Origin of the sequence: Nocardia sp. NBC_00881 (genome assembly GCF_045207455.1) — a bacterium.
In the GTDB taxonomy this organism is placed as follows: domain Bacteria; phylum Actinomycetota; class Actinomycetes; order Mycobacteriales; family Mycobacteriaceae; genus Nocardia.
In genome coordinates this window covers 7428001-7448250 of the sequence record NZ_CP108798.1, presented here as the reverse complement: position 1 = coordinate 7448250, position 20250 = coordinate 7428001, and the positions used below count along the sequence as shown (strand labels likewise).

18 protein-coding genes are annotated in these 20250 nt (G+C 65.7%); 3 read left to right on the top strand and 15 right to left on the bottom strand.

Annotated elements, in window-relative coordinates:
- Positions 1 to 592: 592 nt before the first annotated feature.
- Positions 593 to 1546, bottom strand: coding sequence for a C40 family peptidase (locus tag OH799_RS31590; RefSeq protein ID WP_406271782.1), 954 nt, complete (start codon positions 1544 to 1546; stop codon positions 593 to 595).
- A gap of 178 nt (positions 1547 to 1724) precedes the next feature.
- Here OH799_RS31590 and OH799_RS31585 point away from each other — a divergent pair, with 178 nt between their 5' ends.
- Positions 1725 to 2792: a hypothetical protein gene (locus tag OH799_RS31585; protein WP_406271779.1), complete on the top strand. Its 1068-nt coding sequence runs from the start codon at positions 1725 to 1727 to the stop codon at positions 2790 to 2792.
- A gap of 663 nt (positions 2793 to 3455) precedes the next feature.
- Here OH799_RS31585 and OH799_RS31580 read toward each other — a convergent pair.
- From OH799_RS31580 to OH799_RS31540, 9 genes are all read right to left on the bottom strand, one after another.
- A complete protein-coding gene (locus tag OH799_RS31580) occupies positions 3456 to 5327 on the bottom strand; it encodes a type VII secretion target (RefSeq protein WP_406271777.1) in 1872 nt (623 codons plus the stop codon).
- A gap of 281 nt (positions 5328 to 5608) precedes the next feature.
- Complete coding sequence (locus tag OH799_RS31575; RefSeq protein WP_406271774.1) at positions 5609 to 8059, bottom strand: hypothetical protein; 2451 nt, start codon at positions 8057 to 8059, stop codon at positions 5609 to 5611.
- A 7-nt stretch (positions 8060 to 8066) separates the two neighbouring features.
- Positions 8067 to 8384 (bottom strand): hypothetical protein, encoded by a 318-nt coding sequence (locus OH799_RS31570; RefSeq protein ID WP_406271771.1) that lies wholly within the window; start codon positions 8382 to 8384, stop codon positions 8067 to 8069.
- Between the two features lie 35 nt (positions 8385 to 8419).
- A complete protein-coding gene (locus tag OH799_RS31565) occupies positions 8420 to 8788 on the bottom strand; it encodes a hypothetical protein (protein ID WP_406271768.1) in 369 nt (122 codons plus the stop codon).
- Positions 8789 to 8817: 29 nt separating this feature from the next.
- On the bottom strand, positions 8818 to 9528 hold the full coding sequence (locus OH799_RS31560) for a hypothetical protein (RefSeq protein ID WP_406271765.1): 711 nt from the start codon (positions 9526 to 9528) through the stop codon (positions 8818 to 8820).
- Positions 9528 to 9869, bottom strand: a complete 342-nt coding sequence (locus OH799_RS31555) for a hypothetical protein (RefSeq protein WP_406271762.1) — start codon at positions 9867 to 9869, stop codon at positions 9528 to 9530. Before OH799_RS31555 ends, OH799_RS31560 begins: the two co-directional genes overlap by 1 nt.
- A 156-nt stretch (positions 9870 to 10025) precedes the next feature.
- Complete coding sequence (locus tag OH799_RS31550; RefSeq protein ID WP_406271759.1) at positions 10026 to 11489, bottom strand: PPE domain-containing protein; 1464 nt, start codon at positions 11487 to 11489, stop codon at positions 10026 to 10028.
- A gap of 30 nt (positions 11490 to 11519) precedes the next feature.
- Positions 11520 to 13112, bottom strand: coding sequence for a hypothetical protein (locus OH799_RS31545; RefSeq protein ID WP_406271756.1), 1593 nt, complete (start codon positions 13110 to 13112; stop codon positions 11520 to 11522).
- A gap of 11 nt (positions 13113 to 13123) precedes the next feature.
- Positions 13124 to 13618 carry a hypothetical protein gene (locus OH799_RS31540; protein ID WP_406271753.1) on the bottom strand — a complete coding sequence of 165 codons (495 nt, stop codon included), beginning with the start codon at positions 13616 to 13618 and terminating at the stop codon, positions 13124 to 13126.
- 695 nt (positions 13619 to 14313) lie between these two features.
- Here OH799_RS31540 and OH799_RS31535 point away from each other — a divergent pair.
- Together OH799_RS31535 and OH799_RS31530 are read left to right on the top strand one after the other, a co-directional pair.
- Positions 14314 to 14514: a hypothetical protein gene (locus OH799_RS31535; protein ID WP_406271750.1), complete on the top strand. Its 201-nt coding sequence runs from the start codon at positions 14314 to 14316 to the stop codon at positions 14512 to 14514.
- Between the two features lie 8 nt (positions 14515 to 14522).
- Entirely contained in the window at positions 14523 to 15539 is a 1017-nt protein-coding gene (locus OH799_RS31530; protein WP_406271747.1) for a C40 family peptidase, read from the top strand.
- A 343-nt stretch (positions 15540 to 15882) separates the two neighbouring features.
- On the opposite strand, the gene OH799_RS31525 is transcribed toward OH799_RS31530, so the two are convergent.
- The 5 genes from OH799_RS31525 to OH799_RS31505 form a co-directional block, all read right to left on the bottom strand.
- Complete coding sequence (locus OH799_RS31525; RefSeq protein ID WP_406271744.1) at positions 15883 to 16926, bottom strand: transglycosylase SLT domain-containing protein; 1044 nt, start codon at positions 16924 to 16926, stop codon at positions 15883 to 15885.
- Positions 16927 to 17102: 176 nt separating this feature from the next.
- Positions 17103 to 17324: a hypothetical protein gene (locus OH799_RS31520; RefSeq protein ID WP_406271741.1), complete on the bottom strand. Its 222-nt coding sequence runs from the start codon at positions 17322 to 17324 to the stop codon at positions 17103 to 17105.
- Positions 17325 to 17770: 446 nt separating this feature from the next.
- Positions 17771 to 18868: a phage tail tip lysozyme gene (locus OH799_RS31515; protein WP_406271738.1), complete on the bottom strand. Its 1098-nt coding sequence runs from the start codon at positions 18866 to 18868 to the stop codon at positions 17771 to 17773.
- A 38-nt stretch (positions 18869 to 18906) separates the two neighbouring features.
- Entirely contained in the window at positions 18907 to 19068 is a 162-nt protein-coding gene (locus OH799_RS31510; RefSeq protein ID WP_406271735.1) for a hypothetical protein, read from the bottom strand.
- A gap of 224 nt (positions 19069 to 19292) precedes the next feature.
- Complete coding sequence (locus OH799_RS31505) at positions 19293 to 20210, bottom strand: NlpC/P60 family protein (RefSeq protein ID WP_406271732.1); 918 nt, start codon at positions 20208 to 20210, stop codon at positions 19293 to 19295.
- Positions 20211 to 20250: the final 40 nt, after the last annotated feature.

Here is a 20250-nt window from a genome sequence, read left to right as displayed (position 1 = left end):
AACCCTACATATACCCATTTTGAACGAGCCGTCAGATAGCGGTATGGTTTCTCGGGTCGGCAAACATCCGCCTGGTGACAACTCGCGGCGGCTGGCGAGCCGCGATCCGGCCTCCAGCCGCCGCACAGCGGTCGCCACCCTTCGAAAATTTCTTGCCGCTATTTAGGTGCACACTATTGAACGTTCCGACAGAAGAGGGTACTGTCTGAACACAGATCGTCAGTCCCTCATCCTGACGATCTGAACCCAAAGCAACGGCCGGTGGCACCGGCAGGCCACCGGCCGTTGCGAGGTACAGCGACAGTGGCGGGCCGAGCCCACGCATGCAGCAGTGCGTCTCCACGTGTACCACTCATGCCACTTCCCCATTTGCCTCGGATTTCCCATTTTTGGGAATGGCCCCCTGCGGTGCGGCACGGTCAGTACAGAATTTCGCCCTTTCTTGGGCTTCCTGCCCGATCCGCCCGCCACCATGCCCAGCACGATTCCCGAATGTCGATGTCCGGGTACGGGATACCGCGCATGTTGAGGAAAATGCGATCTCGCAGGGTAGGTCTATGGCCACGCGATGACCTCCTGCCCGGTTATCGACTCACAACACCCGCACGACAACGGCTTCACTGGGCATGCGCGACCACTTGACGGTCGAACCCGTGTAGGGCGCCTCGATGACCATCCCGTTGCCTGCGGCCAGCTGGACATGCTCGGGCCCCCTGGCACTGAACGACCCGGCGGGGAACACGAGGTCGCCGGCACGCACGTCCTCAGGATGCACCCGTGCCCCGCTGTAGATCTGCTCGTAGGTGGTGCGCGGCAACACCACCTCACCGTTGCTGGCTTGGGCGACGGCGTACTGGGTCAAGCCCGAGCAGTCGAATCCGCCGCCGCTGGGGCCGCCCGCGCCGCCCCCGCCCCACACATACGGCGTGCCGAGCCAGCCGCTGGCGGCGCGGACTGCATTGCTGCCCGCGGTCCCGTCGGAAGGCACCATGCTGCGACGTCGCAGCCGGGATGCGGATCCCGTCCGTGTCCTGGTCCGCGAGCGCCGCCTCCGCGGTGGGGTCCCGCGCCTGGCCTGCCGCGTCGGCGGTGTCGCCGGTGGCATGATCTGCGCCGCCTGCTGTCGCGCGGCGGCGACGTCGGCGTCGACCTGCTTGGTGGCATTGCTGATGGTGGTCTGCGCCGCGGCGAGCATTGCGGGACCACTGAAACGCGTATCCGCGACCGAGGCGATCGCCTGTAAGCGCGACTGGAAATCCGCGATCTGATTGGTCAACCGGCCACGGCCGTTGACCGTTCCGTCGCCCGATTCGCCCACGGCTTTGCGCACAATGCCGTCCTTGCCCGCGTGCGACTCCGCCACTGACTGTTGCATTCCCTGCGCATCGGAATATCCCAACGCGACCGCCCCCGTGTGCGCGCGCAAGTCAGCGGCGAGGGATTGGTAAGCCTTCGCCGCCTGGCCGGCGTCGGGCTGTCCGTCGCCATACACTGCAAGCAGCGATCGAAGTACCCCGTCCAGGTCGTCTGTCAGTGCCGGTGCCATTCGACCGACTCGCTATCGCTCATCACCGACCGCCTCTCACATTCTGCTAGTCATTGTGTCGCCTGGACCGATTCCTTCGTATTCCCAGGCGTGGGTGGCGTGGTTGAACTCTGCAGTACTTCCCAAGCTCGGGAAGCCGGGACAATGGGGAAGACTTCTGAGAGGCGGTGGCAGCGGCATGGCACCAACACAGGCGGCGGATCCCAAAGCGGCGACGCTGGCGTCCACTCCCCTGGCGGATGTCGCCGCCGACGCGAAGCACGTCGCCACGGTGGAGCTGGATCCGCCACCGGGCGCTTCGGCTGGACTGCGCGCCTTCGTCGCAATGGGCGAAACCGCTATTCAGACCGCCGTCGATCTACTCGGCCGTGGGATGCCGAAACTGCCACCGGACGTCGGCGATCTCTTGGAGCCCGGCGTGTACAAAACCCTCGGCGAGGGAGAAGCGAGCAAGGAATATCAGAAGACAGTCGACAAGGTCGAAGCCAAGCAGATGGAACTGCTGAAGTTCGACAATCAGGTCGTCAAAACCTCTGCCACGGTGGCCGCGGAGCAGGCTCAGAGCTTGAAATCCATCCTGGACATCGCGGAAAGACTGAAGGGTACGCTGAAGTCTGCGGGCATCATCAAAAAGCCCGAAAAACAGGAGCCCCCCTTACTGAAGGCCGTCGCAGACGCCGTGCAGCGGGTTTACGACAAAGTCGCCGCAGTCGCGGAACTCAACGAGAACCTGGCGAACGGAGGCGACGGCAAGAACACCGGCGGGGGTGGCGGCAGTAAGGGCGGCGGCACACCCGCCCAGGGCGGTGGCGGCGGCGGCGACATCGGAAGCATTCTGTCATCACTCCTTCCGATGGTCGGGATGCTCCCGATGATGGCGATGCCACTGGCGCAGCAGATACCGGAGATGCTCCAAAAAGCCGAAGAAGACAAACAAAAGAAGGCCGAGGAGAACCAGAACGGTGGCACACCTCCACCGCCCGGCCAAACTCCACCCCCAGGAGACCCGAACACCACTGCGGTGCCCGCTGGCGCTCCAAGCGAACAGAACCTGAACGGTGGCACACCTCCACCGCCCGGGCAAACCGCACCCGCAGGAGACGCGAGCACCGCCGCGGCGCCCACTACCGCCGTACGCAATGCCAGTCGGCGGCGGCAGCCACCCGCCGAGGGACAGCCTGCGTCAACTGTCCCGTCGGACGATGCCGAACCGGCTCCAGAATCGAGCCCTGCGACCACGGCGTAGTCGGCGCTCGCGGATACCGGCGCCAAACATGCCGCCCAGACGGAGTCGACTCCAGGTCATGTCATAAGCATGGAGCGATCGCACGGCGCTACTTCGGACCCGCCCAGGGCGCGGAACCAGCGGTCGGTGTCGACGGCGTGGTCAACGTCGGTGCGCTTTCGCAGGCGCTGGCAGTCGGCACGGGTCGTTCGAGTCGGCGCCGAGCGGGTGGAAAAGGCCCCTTGAAATAGCAGTAATCGCAGTACCCACCGTCCGGTGGATGGTTGACATCTGAGGTCGATGATGGCTGGTGGCCCGTTGTTTGTCACCATGAGTAGAACGGTGTGGTCGTCGACCGCCTGCGTGACCACCGACCAGCCTCCTGCGCGCGAAGCCATCCGGCGACCTCATCTATTTCGCGAGCGGGCCTGGCCACCCGACTCGGGATCCTGTCGTGAGCCTCGATGCCGTGCTCCGCCATCGCACCCGCCAAAATCTCGATCCTTGCGTTGCGGTCACACAGGAACCGCTTTATAGATTCGACAGATCCGATGTGCTCGGCACAAGCATTGACCTTTCAGCGCGTACTGACCGATGTTCCAGGCAGTCGAAACCTCAGGCTCTTATCACCGTTTCCGAACGCAATTCATGGAACAGAGGCTCATGGCTTTCTCGCGAAAGCTCTCATGACCGCTCCGGTGGTGCGACCGGGGGCGGCGTCGACGGCGCGACCACAGCGCCCTGTGGCGGCCCTCCGGCAACCTCCGGTGCCGCGACAGACGTGGCCGCAGGACGGGCGACACGCTCGGGCTGCACGGCGGTCGTGACCGGGGCCGGAGTCGAGACGAACTGTGGATGCTCGGTGATCTGTTCGTGCGCGTACACCGCGTCGCGCAAGCTCTGCCTGCTCGATTCGTTCGCCAGCAACAGCGCCAGCTCGTTGCAACGGCGCTCGAAGACCATCGCGCGCAATGGCGAAACGCCCGTGTCGACCCGCAATTGCCCGATCTCGACCCGGCCCACGTCTACGCGTTGCCCGAGCATCGCGGCCGCGAGCAGATCATCGGCGTCGCGCAATTCGTCCCACAGTGCGCGCGGCACCGCCTTTCCGGCCTGCACCGCCGCGAGGATCCGTTCCCGCACCTCCCGCGATGCGGCGGCCTCGGGGCGAACCGGCCCGGACCGGCCCACCTGCGCGTGTGCGTCGGCCGCGAGCTCCACACAGCGCGAGCGGACCTGTGCATCGGGCACTCCGGACACATGTTCCAGACCCGCGATAGAGCCGGTCAAGCCGAGCCGGTCGGCCGTGTCGGGTGTGAACTCGCGCAGATCGACGTCGTAGGACGGGCCGACGAGTCCTTCCATCGCCGCGTCGCTGAACCGCGAACGCAGGCCGGGATCGATCGGTCCCGAGGACACGAGTGCCGACAGCTGCGCGTTGGCCTTCGCACCCCAGGCCAGCCCGAACTCAGCGAGCACCCGAGCTGGGTCGGAGACCCCTTCCCACGGAGATCCGCCGCCATCGGCGTCGGCAAGCAGCTCATCCCACATCCAGGGGGTGGAAACCTCACGCGGCAAGAACAGCCCGGCGGGCATCCACCCGCGGCCTTCATTCGAGCTGATGAACACGCCCGCGCCCGCAGGACCGCGCATCACCGATACCGACCAGGCCATTCCTACCGGGGAATCGACGGCTGCGAGCACACTACCGAGCAGGGTTCTCGCCAGCACCAAGTCGTCGTTCACCTGGCTGCTGACGACGTATGACGGCTCGGCTTCCTTGTCCTTGGCCGACGCGACGGCCGCGGAGAACGGAGTCGAGACCGGCAGCGGCATGGGTGGCAGGTCGGGCCGGCCGGTCGCGCCAGTTGGCGGCTGCCCCGATCCCCGGTCGTCCGTGGACGAGTAGACGGGCCCGGCCGCGGCGGGGGGCATCCCCGTCGACGATGGCGCCGTTACGCCAGTGCTCGACCCGTTCGACGTGGTACCGGTGACATTCGGCGTGCCGCCCGTTCCCGCCTGATCCGTCGACACCGTGCCCGGTCCGGACACACCCGGAGTCGACGGTGTCGCCCCGTTCGGGCCACCTGGTGTGGTGCCGAGAGGATCTTGGGTGGAGTCGGGGCTGACCGAGGTCGGACCGCCACCTGGCGGGGGTCCCCCCGGGGGAGGCGTGAACGGTTCGCTCGGACCGCTCGGGTCGGCGGACGTCCCGACGGGAGTCGTCAGGAATGGCTCGTTTTCACCGGAGCGGCGGATCTCCGAACCGAAGTCCTCGTCTGACTGTTCGTAGGCGTCCGCGGATGCGCGTAACGAGTCGGCGGTGCGATCGTGTTCGCTCGCCAGCGCCTCGCCGGCGCGCTGCCGAGCGTCGTAATACTTCACCAACGCCTCGTAGACCGGGTGAGCGATCTTGCCATAGGTGGGCAGGAAGTTCGCGAGCCATTCCGCCGGCGGTTGCGCCCATTCACGGGTATCGCGAGCGACCTGGTCGTGTTGGTTTGCCAGCTGGCGTAGCACCGCAGGGTCGATATCCATGCTGCTGTTATTCGGCATGCTAGATCAGATCCTTCCCACCACCGATCTCCACCATTGTCGATCCTTCCCACATCTGGGGAGATCAACGGGCGTCACCGGATGCATCGCCGCTGCAATCGATTGCGCCACAATAATTTTCAAGTCACACCTGAACTATTCTCCGTTCGGCACGTAGTCGGCTCTCAGTACCACCGGAGATACCCAACGAAGGCGCCCACTAGGGATCGGCCGCCGAGCCGATGTAGGTTCCCGCGACATGCGGTGACCGAATTCGACCGGCCCGTAGAGCGCCTCCCGATTCAGCGCCCCGGGCCGGCCGTGATGGTCGGACGACGAGCCTGCTCGGCGGCGGGCCCAGGAGCCGGGGGTTCGACGAATGTCGGGTGTCCCATAATCTGCGCGTGCGCGTACATCGCGTCGCGCAAGCCCTGCCGCGTCGGTGTACTCGCCAGCAGCAGCACGAGTTCGTCGCACCGCCGTTCGAAGACCATCCCGCGCAAGGCACTCAGGTCCGAGGTCGATCGGCCGTCGGGGTGGTCGGATCGCAGTTCGCCCAAGCCGACTCGGGACACGTCGGCGCGCCGCGACAACATCGACGCGGCGAGCAGGTCGTCGGCGTCACGCAGTTCCTCCCATGACTCCGGTGCCACCTCGCGGCGTTGGCGCAGTGCGGCGAGAATTCGCTCGCGTGCACTGGGTGCGCCCAGGGATTCCGGAGAGCCCAAGCCGGCCTTATGTACTCGAACGTGCGCGTCCGAGGCCAATTCCCAGCATCGCGAACCGAGCTCGGCCTCTGGTGTGCCCGCGGCGCGGTCCAACAGCGCGGGCGCTCCAACCAAGCCGAGCCGATCCACCAGGCCCGGTCTCGGCGCACTCAGGTCCATCGCTGACGAGGCGCCCACCTCGCCCTCCATCGGCAGCTCTCCCAACTGCCGACGCAGATCCGCGTCGATCCGCTCGGACGACACCACCGCCGACAGTCGAGCCCCGGACTTACGCCCCCAGGCCAGCCCGAATTCGGCGAGCACCCGCGCCGGGTCGGCCACGCCTTCCCACGCGAATCCGTCGGAGACCTCCCAGACCCACGGTGTTGAGACCTCACGCGGTAGGTACAGTCCGGCTGGGAACCAGCCACGGCCCTCGTTCGACGTCACGAAGGCACTGACACCACTCTGATGCCGCATCACCGAGACCGCCCAGCCGAGTCCTACCACGGACGCACCGCCAGCGGCCAGCACCCCGCCCAGCAATGTGCGCGCCAGTACCAAGTCGCCGTTGACGCGCTCGCCGAGGACGAACGACGGGGCCGCCGCCGAGTTCATGGCCGCGCCGACCACACCGCGAATCAACTCGTCGCTTCCGTCGGCATCGTCCGGTCCGCCCATACGCTGACCGGTCCGATTCGGTGGTGGAACCTTGACAGTGCCGGTGGAGACACCCGAGGGCGGCGCAGCCGGGCCCGCGGTGACCTTCGGGACCGCGGAAGGACCCCGGGCTTCGACCGGTGGAGCCGTCGGCTTGGCCTGGATAGGCGGCGGTCCCGAACCCGCCTGTGCGGCCGGAGCAGAGACAGTCGGTCCGGCATGAGCGGCCGGTACGGCCGGTCCCGGGAGGACAGGAGGCGGCAGCGCCGACGCCGTCGGATCGGCTGTGGACGCGGACCTCATGGTCAACGATTCGAGCCCGGCATCGCGGTAGGAGTCCGCGGCGGATGCGACCGGAGAGTGATCATCACGGGTCGCGGTCTCCACGGGGTCGACCGACGTAGCAGAATCGGCGCCATCGCTCGTGACATTTCGTCCCGCACCAGTAGGCTCGGTCTCCGCCACATGCGCGCGCGATGGTCCGCCCGCGGCGGACAAGCCCGATCCGTCATCGGGGACTGCGGCGGTCGGCGAATACCCCGCCGGGGTAGTCTTCCCGCCGGGCGCGAATGTCGAGGGCGTGGAAGTCGGCGACGGTGAAACGGGAGATTCGCCCTCCGCCGGAGAATCATTCGGTGTTTCCCCGAAGTCAGTACCCGGCACCAGAGGGTCGACCAAGTCGAGCTGCGGATGGTCGCCGGTCAGGTCCGGGAACAGCGGTAGCGGGAAGCCCTGCTCTGGACCATGCTGTGCCGGCGGCCCGCCGTGACGCGGGGAGCCGGGGTGATCGGTGGCGGGCCGATGCGGCGGGTAGTCATCCGGTCCACCGGGATGCCCCGGTACCCAAGGACCGGGCTGACCGAGTGCGTCGGCGATTCGGGCCAAGCTGGGTAGGCCGAGCGGGCTGATCGAACCCAGCGCGTTCTGGACGACGTCTTCGACGTCCTCCCTTGCCGCGGCAATGTAGCCAGGAATCCGGTCTCGGATGGCCAAGGCGTCGGATTCGTCCTCCTCTGCCGCGGCCTCCCGTGACGTGGCCTGGATCTTCGAGGTGGCGTTTTCGACAATGTCCAGAATTTGGTTTCGGGTCCGGTAGACCAGATCGGAGAAGTCCCGGAAGGTATCCGCCGCAGCCTCCAGCGCATCAGCGAACGCCTGCGGGTTTCCGCCTTGGCGCACCATGTCGTCCTTGACCGGCTGCAGGCCGACACTGGAACGCACACGGTCGTCGAAGTCACGCCGCTTGCTCTCGACATCGAGGAGGTCGAGGGCCGAGCCGCCTTCGCGCGCAAGGCGTTCCAGAGCGTCCCAGTCCGCCGGGGAGATCACCGGCCAGTTGTCGCCGACGATCTCGTCCCAGTACGGACTGTTGCGCTCTGGTTCCATCGGCGAATCAGAGCAATTCGGTGCGATGTATTCGGGCGCCGCCGGCGCGGTCCTCATGCTCGTATGTGCTGGACACCTGGTTGGTGTGCTGGTCGGTCGCGGCCGCGCGGCGGCGGTTGGCTTTCACGGCACGCTCGAACGTGGTCTTCATCCAGTCTGTGTGCTTCACGAGTCGGCGGTCGATCTCCGACTCCGGACGCCGGGGCAGGTCGAAGCGATTCGAGACCCCTTCGGCTTGGCCGCCGACCGTAGTGAGCGAGGTCGACCACTTGGCCTGCGAGGCGACCACCTCATGGGGCTCGTCGATATCCAGTCTGTCGGTCATGTCGGTGTCCTGTCTCAGAGTTCGATGGTCGGTACTCAGGCGTCGCGCCTGCCGAACTCCGACTCCTCCATGGCGCGATACGAAGCCTCGGTCGGCAGATCGAACGAATCGATCGTGTAAGAACGGGTCCCCTTGTACTCCATCTCGGCTCGCAGACCCACGCGTGATTTCATATGCGCCAGCCGGGCGAGCCGAACGATCTCGGCAGCCAGCCAGGTGTCACCGTTGTCGCGGGCATCGTCGGTGATATGCAGACCGATGATCTCGCCGTCCCGGTCGCAGCCGACACCGGCGGTGTGGTCGGGGTTGAACACCTCGTATGTCATGTTTCGCCAGTCCGGCGGTGCGGTGTCGAAGTCGTCCGGATCGAAGTCGTCCATGTCGATCGGTGGCATATCGGTCATCGGTTGCTCTCCGAAAATCGTTCGGCGGGTTAAGAATTGATCGCAAGGCCGGTATCCGGCGTGTCGATCGCATCATCGGACGAGGATTCCAGTCGCGCCGCCAGCGCGGACCACGCGGAATCATCGATGCGCATGACCTGGCGCAGCTGCCAGAATCGGGCGCCGAGGTACATCTCCCCCGTGCCGTCTGCGGCGACATCGAGATGATCGGGACCGTCGGTGGTCGCGTTCAGGGTCACCGCCGTGACCGGTGGCCGCGTGTCGTCGATGTTGACCAAGGTGGCGCCCCCGCCGGGAATGAAACTCTGGCGCAGCCGGGCACTGCTGCCGATCGCGACATCGGAGCTGTTCGTGGTGATCGTGACCTCCGGATTCAGCAACAGCTGCATTACCCAAGACCTGGCAGCCTGCTCTGGACGGTCGGCATTGATCGCGATGGCCAGGGTCGCTGCCAGATCGATGACGAGCACCGTATCCGCGGCCGTGACGCCGACGACAACCAGGCGCTTGGCGGTGCCGACCGGATAGGGAAGGTCATCGGCCGCCAGCGACACCACATCCGCACCGACCCCGGCTCCGGTCGCGGGATGTGCGGAGACGGTTCCGGTCCCCACATCGATCGTGTAGGCGACAAGAGTCTCCGAGGTGCTGCCCGCGACTCCGGCCAAGCGCACCAGCCCTTCGTCGTGCAGCCACCGCACCGTGTCGGCGACGGTGACCTCCAGCGCCGGCTCAGTCATCAGGCCTGCCCTGGCGCGGCGACGGCCGACTCGGGCTCGTCGGATGTGGCCGGGGTGTCCATGATGCTCTGGTACTGCCGCGCCGCGTCCGCGGTGCTCTCGCGAATAGCGGCCATGATCTCGCTGACCAGTTCAGGCCCCGTGAGCCGCGCGGCGGTGCCCGGTGCCAGGTAGAGGGCGGTCAGCCTGCCCATGGCGTCGACTTCGGGGATGACCGCGCCGCTCGGCGAGGGCCGCCTGGCGCGGATATTGTCGATTTTTTCGCGCATGTCGGCGATGCGGTGCCGCAGGTCGCGAGCGGCGTCCAAGGCCGCCTGCACGTCCGGGTGGATGGCACTCATGACTCCACCTCGCTGACGCTCGGCTCCGTCATGACTGCCACGGCAGCTGTACCTGTTGTTCGCTCGCTGCGCTCACTCATGACTCCACCTCGCTGACGCTCGGCTCCGTCATGACTGCCACGGCAGCTGTACCTATTGTTCGCTCGCTGCGCTCACTCATGCGTTACCTCCGGGTTGTGTCGGGGTCTGGTTGGCCGGCGTGGGCGTCGGCGGCGTCACGGTCGGGGCGATTGTCGGCCGCTCGCCGATAACCAGCTCGGTGTGCGGCGTGTTGTCGACGTACATCAGTCGGTCGGGATGCCATGCCACGACACGGTTACGTTCGTTGTTGCCGCCGCCCGCGCCACCCATGCCCGGCGACATCGGCATATACGGCATCATCGGCGAACCGCCGCGCGCGGCGGCTGCGGCGTTGCCCGAGGGCGCCCCCAACGGCTCGAGCACAGGGGCGCGCGGCATAGATGAAGCTCCGCCCGAGGAGGCAACCATCGGCATGGCGCCGACCTGGACGCTTTGGGCCTCGACGTCCGGGATACCTGCGCCGGGGCTACCTATCGGCATCCCGCTGGGGCTGCCCGCTCCGAGACCGCTCGGGACGCCGAGGCCGTCGTAGCCGTACTCGTCGAGGCCGTAGTCGTCGTAGCCTTCGGCCGAGTCCTGGCCGAGTTGACTCATCGGCATTCCGGCCGAGGCCATCGCGCTCATCAGCGCGGGCAGCATGGAGCTCAGGGCGCTGGTGTCACCGCTACCGCTACCGCTACCACTCTCGCCGCCGCTGTCACCTGCCGGAACCTTCGAGTTGACCTCGGTGGAGTAGCCGGTGATCGTCTCGAACGACCGCGCGTTCTGCTCCTCGAACTTCGCCAGCGCCGCCTGGATACCGGCCTCGTTCTTCGAGCGCATCGCGGCGAGGAGTTCCTTGCGTGCCGCGATGATCTCCTCCGGCGTGGGGTGTTTCGCCTTCGCCGTCCGGAATGCGTTGCTGTAGGTATCTATTCCGTCGGCCAGCATGCCTAAGCCGGTGCCGAGCTGGTCGAGCCAACCGCGATGCTGTCCGAGTTCGGTCGCGGCCGCGGCACCGACCGGCTCCCAATTCTGCATCGCCCGCGCCGCGAGGTCGACGCTCTCGGCGGCGGCCAGGTGCTGGCTGCCGGTGAACTTCCGGATCGAATCCGCGAATCCCGTTGCGGCACCGGGACCGGGACCTGTGTGCAATTGCTGGGCGAACGCCAACGGATCGATGGCGCCTCCGCCCGCGGGAAACGACATCGTCGGCGGCCGCCGTTGGCCGACCTCCTGGAACTCCCCTACCGGATTGTTCACCACGTCGGAGCCACCACCGCCGATTATGCGCCCATTGCGCTCATCGGTCTCGGTGTACTCGGCTGCCGCGGCGCCGATGTTGTGTGCCGTGCGTTGAACCTCGTTGAGAACGCCGATCATTCCGTTGAACAGCGACGCCGCCTGTGCGTTGAGCTGCGGCACTGCCCCGGCCGAGATCGGGTCCGCCCCTGCGGGCACGACCCATCCGCCGGGCAGCGCCGTACCGGTCTCGCGCGCCATCGCGGCGAGCTTCGACGCCGCAGCGACGAGTTCCTGCGGATCGACATTCAGCGCCATCGCGACCTCCTCTCCTCATCTGCCACACGATCAGGCAGGTGCCGCGATAATCGGCACTGCCGCGTTCGCGGACTGATCGGGCGTGCCCGGCGTAGCCGGGGGCACATCCCCATCCTTCGGTGCGGTCAACTCGATGCCCTTCGGATGGGCGAATCCGGCGAACTGACCGAATTCTCCTGCGCTGTCGTCCATCTCCGGAACGAAGGGTTTCAGTTGGCCGTTGACGACTGCCTCCAGCGTACCGCCCTCGTCCGAGCCGAATACCACCAGAATCGCGCTGCGCTTGTCCCACGTGGCGACATCGCCGGTCATCAGCTGGTACGGATCGACCCGGTCACCGATCTGCTTCTTATCCGACCACTTGGCGGGCGTCTTCTCGTACGCCTTCTGCGCATCGGTGCCGCTGGCGTTACCGAACGCCGCATCCAGGGCTTGCGCGACCATCGCGGACACCTTCTGGGTGCGACCATCGGGGAACGTGTAGACCACGCTGCCGTCCGCACCCGGCGTGCGACCGGGAGCTCCGGCAGGCCCCGCGGGGCCCGTGCTGGCCGGCTGCGCGTGATGTGCCGCGGGCGCCGTAACAGCAGGCTGCACCGCGGCAGGCTGCGCCACCGCCGGCGTGGCGACCGGCGGAACCACCGGAGCGACCTGGTCGTCGAAGCGCCGCGGGTCCAGCTCCGCGCGCCGGTCGTTCAGGTCCTGGTCGGCCATATTGCGTGCCATCGCCTGCTGCATCATCATCGGCAGCATCGAGCTCATCATGTCCATGCCGGAGCCCATCGGCGACGCTGCGCTCGCGGGCTGCACGGCAGGCGTGGTCGGTGTGGTGGCATCCGTCCCGAGATCGCCTAGCGAACCGGGTGTTTGGCCATTCGCACCGGAGTTGTCCAGGTCGGCTGGCGATAATGGGTCCCCGAGGCCGGTGCCATCGTCCAAACCATCCAGGCCGGGAGGGAATAGGTCCTGGCCTACATTAGCTGGGTCCGCCTCATACGGGGGGGTGTACGGCGGCTGAGGGATGTCAGCCGGATCCAACAATTTCTTCTGCAGGTCTGCGTTTTCCTTTTTGAGCTTCTCCAGCTCCTCCTTCACCTTGTCCAACTCAGTCGTGTCGCCACCGATGTCGCCACTTATCTTCTCCTGCGCCTTCGTCGCGTCGTTCATCGCCTGCTCGCCTGCCTCCAGCGCCTGCGTAATATAGATGAGGATGTGCTCGTCCTCACTCATCCCGGCCGGCGGGATAGTCGGCGCTGCCGCATTCACGAGATCGATGACGCCATTGATCGCTTGCTTCCCGCTCTCACCTTCTACGTCTGCTTCTCGAATCTTCTCCACCAGGCCCATGCTCGAGTCGTAGAGGGCAGTGAATGCATTCTCCAGCGATAGCACAGTGACGGCGTAGTTGGCGAAATGGGCCTGGTCAGCACCACGCACCTGGGGAACGAGCGGCGCCTTCGGCGGTTTCGTTTTTTTACCCTTGCCGAAACTCTTCCAGTAATCGTGAAAACGCGTCGGCAATTTCAAGTAGAAGTCTTCGGTCGCTTGGGAAAAATTGTACGCTGGCGGATATCCACCACCGGGTGGGTGCATATCCGGCATCAGCATCTTGTTCATTTCCATAGAACGCGCGCCTAGGCCGAAACAGCTTCAGGTTGAGGTTCGATGATCTTGGTCGGCAGCTGGTCGGCGTAGCTGAGCGGCTTATTCCTGTCCCAGACTTGGTTACCCAACCCGGTAGCGAGGCCAGCGGTGGTGGAACCGAGTCCCAGACGAGTCATCGATGACCTCGCCCACTGCCCTTTGAACGACATACCAATTCCCCTGGTGACCAGGGCCTCCCCACCTTCCCTGAGGCCGGACAGAAGCCCTCTGGCCCCACCTCCCGCAAAACCACCTGGGATGGCACCCAGCGCCCCGCCCACCAACGCGGACTCGAGCCCGGCACTCATCGCATCACCGAAACTACCGCCGTTGAACCCAGTCTCCGCGGCAGACCACAAGCCGCTCACCGCACCACCCAGAAGTGCGCCGCCGACGGGACCACCGAACGCGAACCCCACCCCACCCGCTACACCTTGGACAACGGTCTGAGCGAAGTCCTCGAAATCTAAATCTATGCCGAACATTCGATCACCTGCTCGATGAGGCGTGGATGGGTGTGTGGGGCGGTCGGATGACGTGGCGCAATCCTGCTCGAGCGCTCTGCACCGTCCCTACGGCAACGCCGCAGGCCGGGTTGGCTTTGTCTATCACGGCCAGATCCGCCTTCCGATCGAGTACCCCGCTCAGGACCGGGAAGTTCGACCTCCCGACGCCATCCACGAGGCTCCTTCCCGAACTCGCTTTTATTGTCAGCGATTCCCATCTATGGGAACCGGCATCCTGGTCGAACCGGTCAGGATTAGTCTCTGACACGTAGACTGACGTGCACGAATCGCCGTGGCCGCCAGGTTGTTCCAGCCGCCGGTGACCACTGTAGGAGGAAGTAGCGGATGAGCCTCCGTCGCTTACTGCTCGAATGCGCCGCCCGGCAGCCTTTTACCTCCCGATGGCGCCGGATGCCAGAGGTGTGCCATGACGAGCGCTGAGGTCTGGCCCGCCGAGGTCGAGGTCGACGCGAACCAGCCCGGGACAGCGGACGATCAGCAATCCGGGCCGGTGACGCCGTGGTCGAACCGGCCACAGCAGCGTCCGCGACCGGGTGCGGGTGCGGGTGCGCCGGGGCAACCAGGTGCGAACGGTGCTCCGCCGACGGCCCCGGGGCAACCAGGGACGTCTACGCCCGGCCAGTCGGGTGTTCCGGGTCAGCCTGGTCCCTCGAATGGTGTTGGTCAGCCGAATGGTGTTGGTCAGCCGAATGGTGTTGGTCAGCCGAATGGTGTTGGTCAGCCTGGTCAGTCGATTCCGGGTGCGCCGGTACCTGGTCAACAGGCTGCGCCGGGTGGTGTGGTGGCTCCGCAGGCGGGGCAGGCGCCGCCGGGGCCTGGGTCTGCGCAGGCAGAGCCCCCACCGCCGGCGGTAGATCCGGAGTTGATCGGTAATCTCCTGCCTGCCGCGGCGATGGCCGGGACGATGGCGATGGGCATGTTGCCGATGATCGCCTCGGCGTTGGCGGGTTTGGGTGGCGGTGGGGGTGGTGCTGCACCAACAACGGGCGCGGAGGGCGGCACTACTGCCGGTGGGATGTCGCCGGAGTCCGAGCGTGCGTTGAAGGTGTTGAAGTTGTTGGAGGCCGTTTACGGTGGAGGCGACCCATCCGATCCAGAGGTCAAAGAGCTGGAGCAGCAGCTGGGCGTCTCTACTGGGAGCGGGTCGGGTGCCACGTCGATCAAAGCCAAGCAATTGTTCCAGCGCACGGCCGCTACCGCGTTCAACAACCTCGACAACCAACTCGTGTCATATATGCGTGGGCTGGCTGGCAACAACAAAGTCGACAAAAAAGCCGTCACCGGTCTGCTACGTGAAGTAAACGTCGCCCTCGCCGAACTCGGGCCACAGGCCTACACCAAGGCCGGACAGCAGAAAGTCCACCAAATCCTCACCGCCGCACTACAAAAAGCCCAAGCCATCGTCTCCGGCGGACAAACCAACGCCACCGACACCGCCAACGCCATCAACCGGCTCACCACGCAATACCTCTACAACATCGCAGGCAAAAAATACACAGCACCGGCTGGGGCAGGAGCGGGAGCGACCGGAGCCGCCGCGAAGGCGATCGCGGTGGCACTGGCTCAGACCGGAAAAGACTATGTGTGGGGCGCGGAGGGGCCGAATTCGTTCGACTGCTCGGGTCTGATGCAGTACGCCGCGGCTGCGGCGGGTGTCAAGATTCCACGAGTCGCGGCGGATCAGTATCGCCAGCTACCCAAGGTCAATCCGTCGGATATCCGGCCGGGCGACCTGATCTTCACCAGGTTCGGAAACGGTGGCCCAGGCCACGTCGTCATGTACATCGGCAACGGCGAATGTATTGCCGCGTCCCGCAGCGGAGTACCTATCGGGAAGGTCCCACTGCCGAAAAGTTACGCCGCGGCACGATGGACCTGACCGCCTCCCTGCGGCTTCGTCGGCGCCGAGTGCGGAGATGACGGACGAGTACCTCGCGCACGCCAGCGCCTGGCCATCGAAGTGAGCGTGGTGAGCGAAGGCAGATCCGTGACGCCCTGGTGTCGGCGTAGAAAGTCAGATCCGCGATCCGGGCTGGCGGTGAAAACGGACCGTCGGTGAACTCGATGGTGGTAGCACCACGCCGACGCACCCACTCCACAGCGTGCATGGTGTCGCGCGGGATTGAACAACCGACCCATCGGCGCCGATGGGTCGGTTGAATTCCACGGACGGACGACGCCGGTCGTGCGCGTGGCCCTGTGCATCCGAGCGGAATCGAGTGTCAGTACCCGACATATGAGCCGCCACCACGCATCTGCACGATCCCCGGCACATTGCTGACCGAACCGTAGCGCTCGATCGAATACCGCACGCCCGCGATGATGTTGTCGACCGGATTCCAGATATTACGATGTCCCGGAAGGGAATACGAGTTGAATGTCGGATCGATGGTCTGCATCAGCCCCTTTGACGGGATCCCCGCCGCGGCGTTGCTGTCCCACAGGTTGATCGCGTTCGGGTTGCCGCCGGATTCGTGCTGGATGATCGCCGCGATATCGGCGGGATCGATCTGGCGCGTGTCATAGCCGTGCTGGCGGAGCACCTGAAGTGCCTCGTTGATCCATTGCCCCTGCTGACCAGAGGGGCGGGTGCGCGGCGGACCACCGCTGGGGCCGCGCATGCCCGGGTGCGTAGCACGACGCGGGCGGCGCGGGCGGGCCGGGCGCGCCTGTTGCATGTACCGGTCCGCGAGGGCGGCAACACGTTCGGCGGTGAGCGTCGCGGCCGCCTGCCCCTGCCCTAAAACCGTTCCAGCACGCTGTAAAGCGTTACCCAGCGTGACTACAACGAGGTGCCGTCCCGCTGCCGTGTCCTCGACCTTGCCGAGCGCGGTCAACGCGGTATTGACCTCGGCGATGATCGAGTCGATGGCGGCCCTTCCTTGCGTCGTGCTGTCGACAGCGCCGTCGAGGATGCGCCCGAGTTCGGCGTTCAAAGACTGTGTGGCATCTACATTCCGCGAGGTGTTCTGATTGTTGGCTGCGTACCGCGATCCCAGCTCGCCGTCCCACACCACCGGACCGGTCGGCCGGCCTGCCGCGATGTCGGGAGGGGCGTAGGGTTGCCCGGAGTTCGCGGTAGGAGTTCCGTCGCCGTAATGGGCAGCTATTGATGCGAGGGCACCGAGCGCAGCCGCCGCCATCGGCGTGGTCGCCCCGGACCAGGCCAGCGCGTCGGGTCGGGCAACGGACGCGGCGCCGCTTGTAGTAGAAGGTGTTTCGACGACCGGAGTGCCCGCTGGGCTGCGGGCGGCAGCATTCGCCACCGGCGCCGGAGCAACCGATGCCGGCGCGCCTCCGGGTAGCGGTGGCGGGACCCGTGCCGGACTGCCCCGGGCTTTCGTCCTGGCAGGGCGGCCAGGGGCAGACGTGGTAGCGCCCGCTCTCGGGTCATTACCGTCCTCCGTGTCAGGTTCGGACGGGGTCCGCTTCGTCGGCGCCATCAGTGCCTCGCGTATGCACGACTGCTGCGAACAGCCTGGACGCCCGGCATATTACTGACCGAGCCATACCGGCTGCGGGCGTGCCCGGTTCCCCTGAGGATGTTGTAGGTCTGGCATCCGAGCTCGTTCATCAACCCACACAACACCGCTTGCTTGTGTGCGATGGAGCCGCTCAGAACGGGAGCGATCACCAGATGGGACAGCATCACCGAGGCAGCCATGATTCACCTTCCGCCACACGACTCGATGCGTGTGCTGCCAACCATCAGATCAGGCAGTGGATGCCAGTGCAGATGTTCCAGGCCTCTGACCGTGGGGGGCCAACTCCGTCGAATCGCTGGCCTCATGTCACCTGCCCCGGTGCTTCACTCACCCCATCAGAGGAATTTCTTGCGCCTACACCTGCCCGACAGCGTATCCTAGCTCTATTCATATCTCGCCACCATGTTCCCGGCAGCGGGAACGTGCTGCGTTACAGCATTGTGATGGAATCCACAACTGGCAATACACCGCAGCTCACGCTGATCCCCGTTGCGGCACGGCGTTGTGGCGATCAGCCAGGCGGGGACGCGAATCGATAAGGCGATTGGGCCTATCGGACACGCCCGGTGCGGACCTGGCACCGGGCAAGTCCGGCATCCACTCAAACGGCGCCTTACGGTCGGCGCTAAGCGGAGACGCTTCCCATAGAAGCCGCGATTCGATTTGCAATCGCGATGCGCTGGTTCCTTGCCTCGCCAGAGCTTCTTTCATAATACTGATCGAAGACCGCTGCGGCAGTGGCGGGCGTTTGTGCAGCTTTGAGATATCTGTATGCACCCGATTCACCACCGCGCAATTCCTGCATCATGAAATCCACTTGGACCTTCCAGTCGGTGACTGGCTTACCCTGGGCGGCGGCAAATCGCTCGAGATTTCGCCGACGCCCCCCCAGCCACTGACACAAACCTATGGCACCTTCGCGCGGATTCAGAGCGGAAGTCTTCAATCCTGATTCAACCTGCATGTTGCCCACGATTCCTGCGGCTTGCGCCGGCGTGAAGCCATATTTTGTGATGAGGTACTGATAAATTTCCTTGGCCTGGGGATTCGAACCACCCGGGATGGAGTCGCCGGATTGGTTTGGTGCTGTGTATTTTTTGCCTGCGATATTGTAGAGGTATTGCGTGGTGAGCCGGTTGATGGCGTTGGCGGTGTCGGTGGCGTTGGTTTGTCCGCCGGAGACGATGGCTTGGGCTTTTTGTAGTGCGGCGGTGAGGATTTGGTGGACTTTCTGCTGTCCGGCCTTGGTGTAGGCCTGTGGCCCGAGTTCGGCGAGGGCGACGTTTACTTCACGTAGCAGACCGGTGACGGCTTTTTTGTCGACTTTGTTGTTGCCAGCCAGCCCACGCATATATGACACGAGTTGGTTGTCGAGGTTGTTGAACGCGGTAGCGGCCGTGCGCTGGAACAATTGCTTGGCTTTGATCGACGTGGCACCCGACCCGCTCCCAGTAGAGACGCCCAGCTGCTGCTCCAGCTCTTTGACCTCTGGATCGGATGGGTCGCCTCCACCGTAAACGGCCTCCAACAACTTCAACACCTTCAACGCACGCTCGGACTCCGGCGACATCCCACCGGCAGTAGTGCCGCCCTCCGCGCCCGTTGTTGGTGCAGCACCACCCCCACCGCCACCCAAACCCGCCAACGCCGAGGCGATCATCGGCAACATGCCCATCGCCATCGTCCCGGCCATCGCCGCGGCAGGCAGGAGATTACCGATCAACTCCGGATCTACCGCCGGCGGTGGGGGCTCCGCCTGCGCTACCGCAGGACCTGGCGGCGCCTGCCCCGCCTGCGGAGCCACGACACCACCCGGCGCAGCCTGTTGACCAGGTACCGGCGCACCCGGAACCGGCTGACCAGGCTGACCAGGAACCGCACCCGACTGACCAGGAACCCCCACCCCCGACTGAGCCTGCCCACCAGGCACCGCCGACGAAGCACCCGGCGGCTGACCCGGACCCGACGGTACCGCGGACTGATCCGGGCCCGATGGACCACCCAACTGACCAGGCGCAGGCGCACCGGGACGAGTGCGCGGATCCCCCGGCCGACCTGACCACGGCGTCACCGGAACCGGCGGCGCCTCACCTTCTTCGCCGGTCTCGATCTGGGGCTCTACCTCGGTAGGTGGCATCGCGTATCCTTCACAGCCCGCCGCCGAGCACGCGCTTCACTCGCACGTCGCTCGTGCTCGGCATCGACACCTCGACACACCTGCCGGTCGTGGCATCGGTAGTGACCAGCTGGGTGGCGCTGACCGCGATCCCGGCGTGTGTCGGCGCGTTGCCACGGTAGTCCCAGAAGACCAGATCGCCTGGGGACACCGCGGACGGATCCACTCGCTGACCACATGCCCCTTGCGCCGCAAGGGTGTTCGGTAGCACTACGACGGTGGAACCGACGCCGTCGGACTGTCCGCACGCGCGCTGGGCGGAACCGCCCGTTGCCCCGGCAGAGTCCGCAGCGGGCGGCTCCGCCGCAGCGGAACCCGCGACGAGTTCGCACCGCCCTGTCGACTGCGCGGCCGAGGCGCGGTAGATGATCGACCTGGTCAGGTCCGCGGCGTCCGCACGGCCACCGGCCGCGTCCTGTGCTCCGCTCGCCGGTGCCGCCGCCAGTGTGAGCGCGAGCTCACGCGCACACTCGGCACCAATTCCCGAATTTCCCGCCAGCAAGGGCTGAGCTTGGTACGGCGCGATTTTCAGCGCGGTGACGCAGGAGCGCTGCCAGTCGGAAGCGCTCGAGTCGTCCGGCGCGATGGTCAGTGCCGCGTAGGGATTCGTGGTGGGCGCTGACGAGGCACTGGTGGCCGGGGCGGTCGGCGCGGTGGGCAGCGCCGCAGCGGCGGCACGAGTCACCGTCACGGTCTGGGAGGGATCCGGCCCCACCGCGCTGTCGCATTGGTAGTGCAGATCCGAGGCGATCGCCGACGTCGCGCCGCCGACGATCAGCACGAGGATGATGACGATGGCAAACAGACCACCCGTGACCAGTATCGCCACAATCAGCCAGGTCGGGGTTATCGAGACGATCCATATAACAGTCATCAGACGGTTGATCATCGGGTGCCCTTCCTTGAAGCCGGCCCATCACAAGCACTGG

Coding starts and splice junctions, on each gene's coding strand:
- OH799_RS31580 (WP_406271777.1), bottom strand. CDS start 5,327: ATGCCGAATAACAGCAGCATGGATATCGACCCTGCGGTGCTACGCCAG.
- OH799_RS31585 (WP_406271779.1), top strand. CDS start 1,725: ATGGCACCAACACAGGCGGCGGATCCCAAAGCGGCGACGCTGGCGTCC.
- OH799_RS31555 (WP_406271762.1), bottom strand. CDS start 9,869: ATGAGTGCCATCCACCCGGACGTGCAGGCGGCCTTGGACGCCGCTCGC.
- OH799_RS31590 (WP_406271782.1), bottom strand. CDS start 1,546: ATGGCACCGGCACTGACAGACGACCTGGACGGGGTACTTCGATCGCTG.
- OH799_RS31540 (WP_406271753.1), bottom strand. CDS start 13,618: ATGTTCGGCATAGATTTAGATTTCGAGGACTTCGCTCAGACCGTTGTC.
- OH799_RS31565 (WP_406271768.1), bottom strand. CDS start 8,788: ATGACCGATATGCCACCGATCGACATGGACGACTTCGATCCGGACGAC.
- OH799_RS31570 (WP_406271771.1), bottom strand. CDS start 8,384: ATGACCGACAGACTGGATATCGACGAGCCCCATGAGGTGGTCGCCTCG.
- OH799_RS31550 (WP_406271759.1), bottom strand. CDS start 11,489: ATGGCGCTGAATGTCGATCCGCAGGAACTCGTCGCTGCGGCGTCGAAG.
- OH799_RS31545 (WP_406271756.1), bottom strand. CDS start 13,112: ATGGAAATGAACAAGATGCTGATGCCGGATATGCACCCACCCGGTGGT.
- OH799_RS31520 (WP_406271741.1), bottom strand. CDS start 17,324: ATGGCTGCCTCGGTGATGCTGTCCCATCTGGTGATCGCTCCCGTTCTG.
- OH799_RS31505 (WP_406271732.1), bottom strand. CDS start 20,210: ATGATCAACCGTCTGATGACTGTTATATGGATCGTCTCGATAACCCCG.
- OH799_RS31535 (WP_406271750.1), top strand. CDS start 14,314: ATGGTGTTGGTCAGCCGAATGGTGTTGGTCAGCCGAATGGTGTTGGTC.
- OH799_RS31575 (WP_406271774.1), bottom strand. CDS start 8,059: ATGGAACCAGAGCGCAACAGTCCGTACTGGGACGAGATCGTCGGCGAC.
- OH799_RS31560 (WP_406271765.1), bottom strand. CDS start 9,528: ATGACTGAGCCGGCGCTGGAGGTCACCGTCGCCGACACGGTGCGGTGG.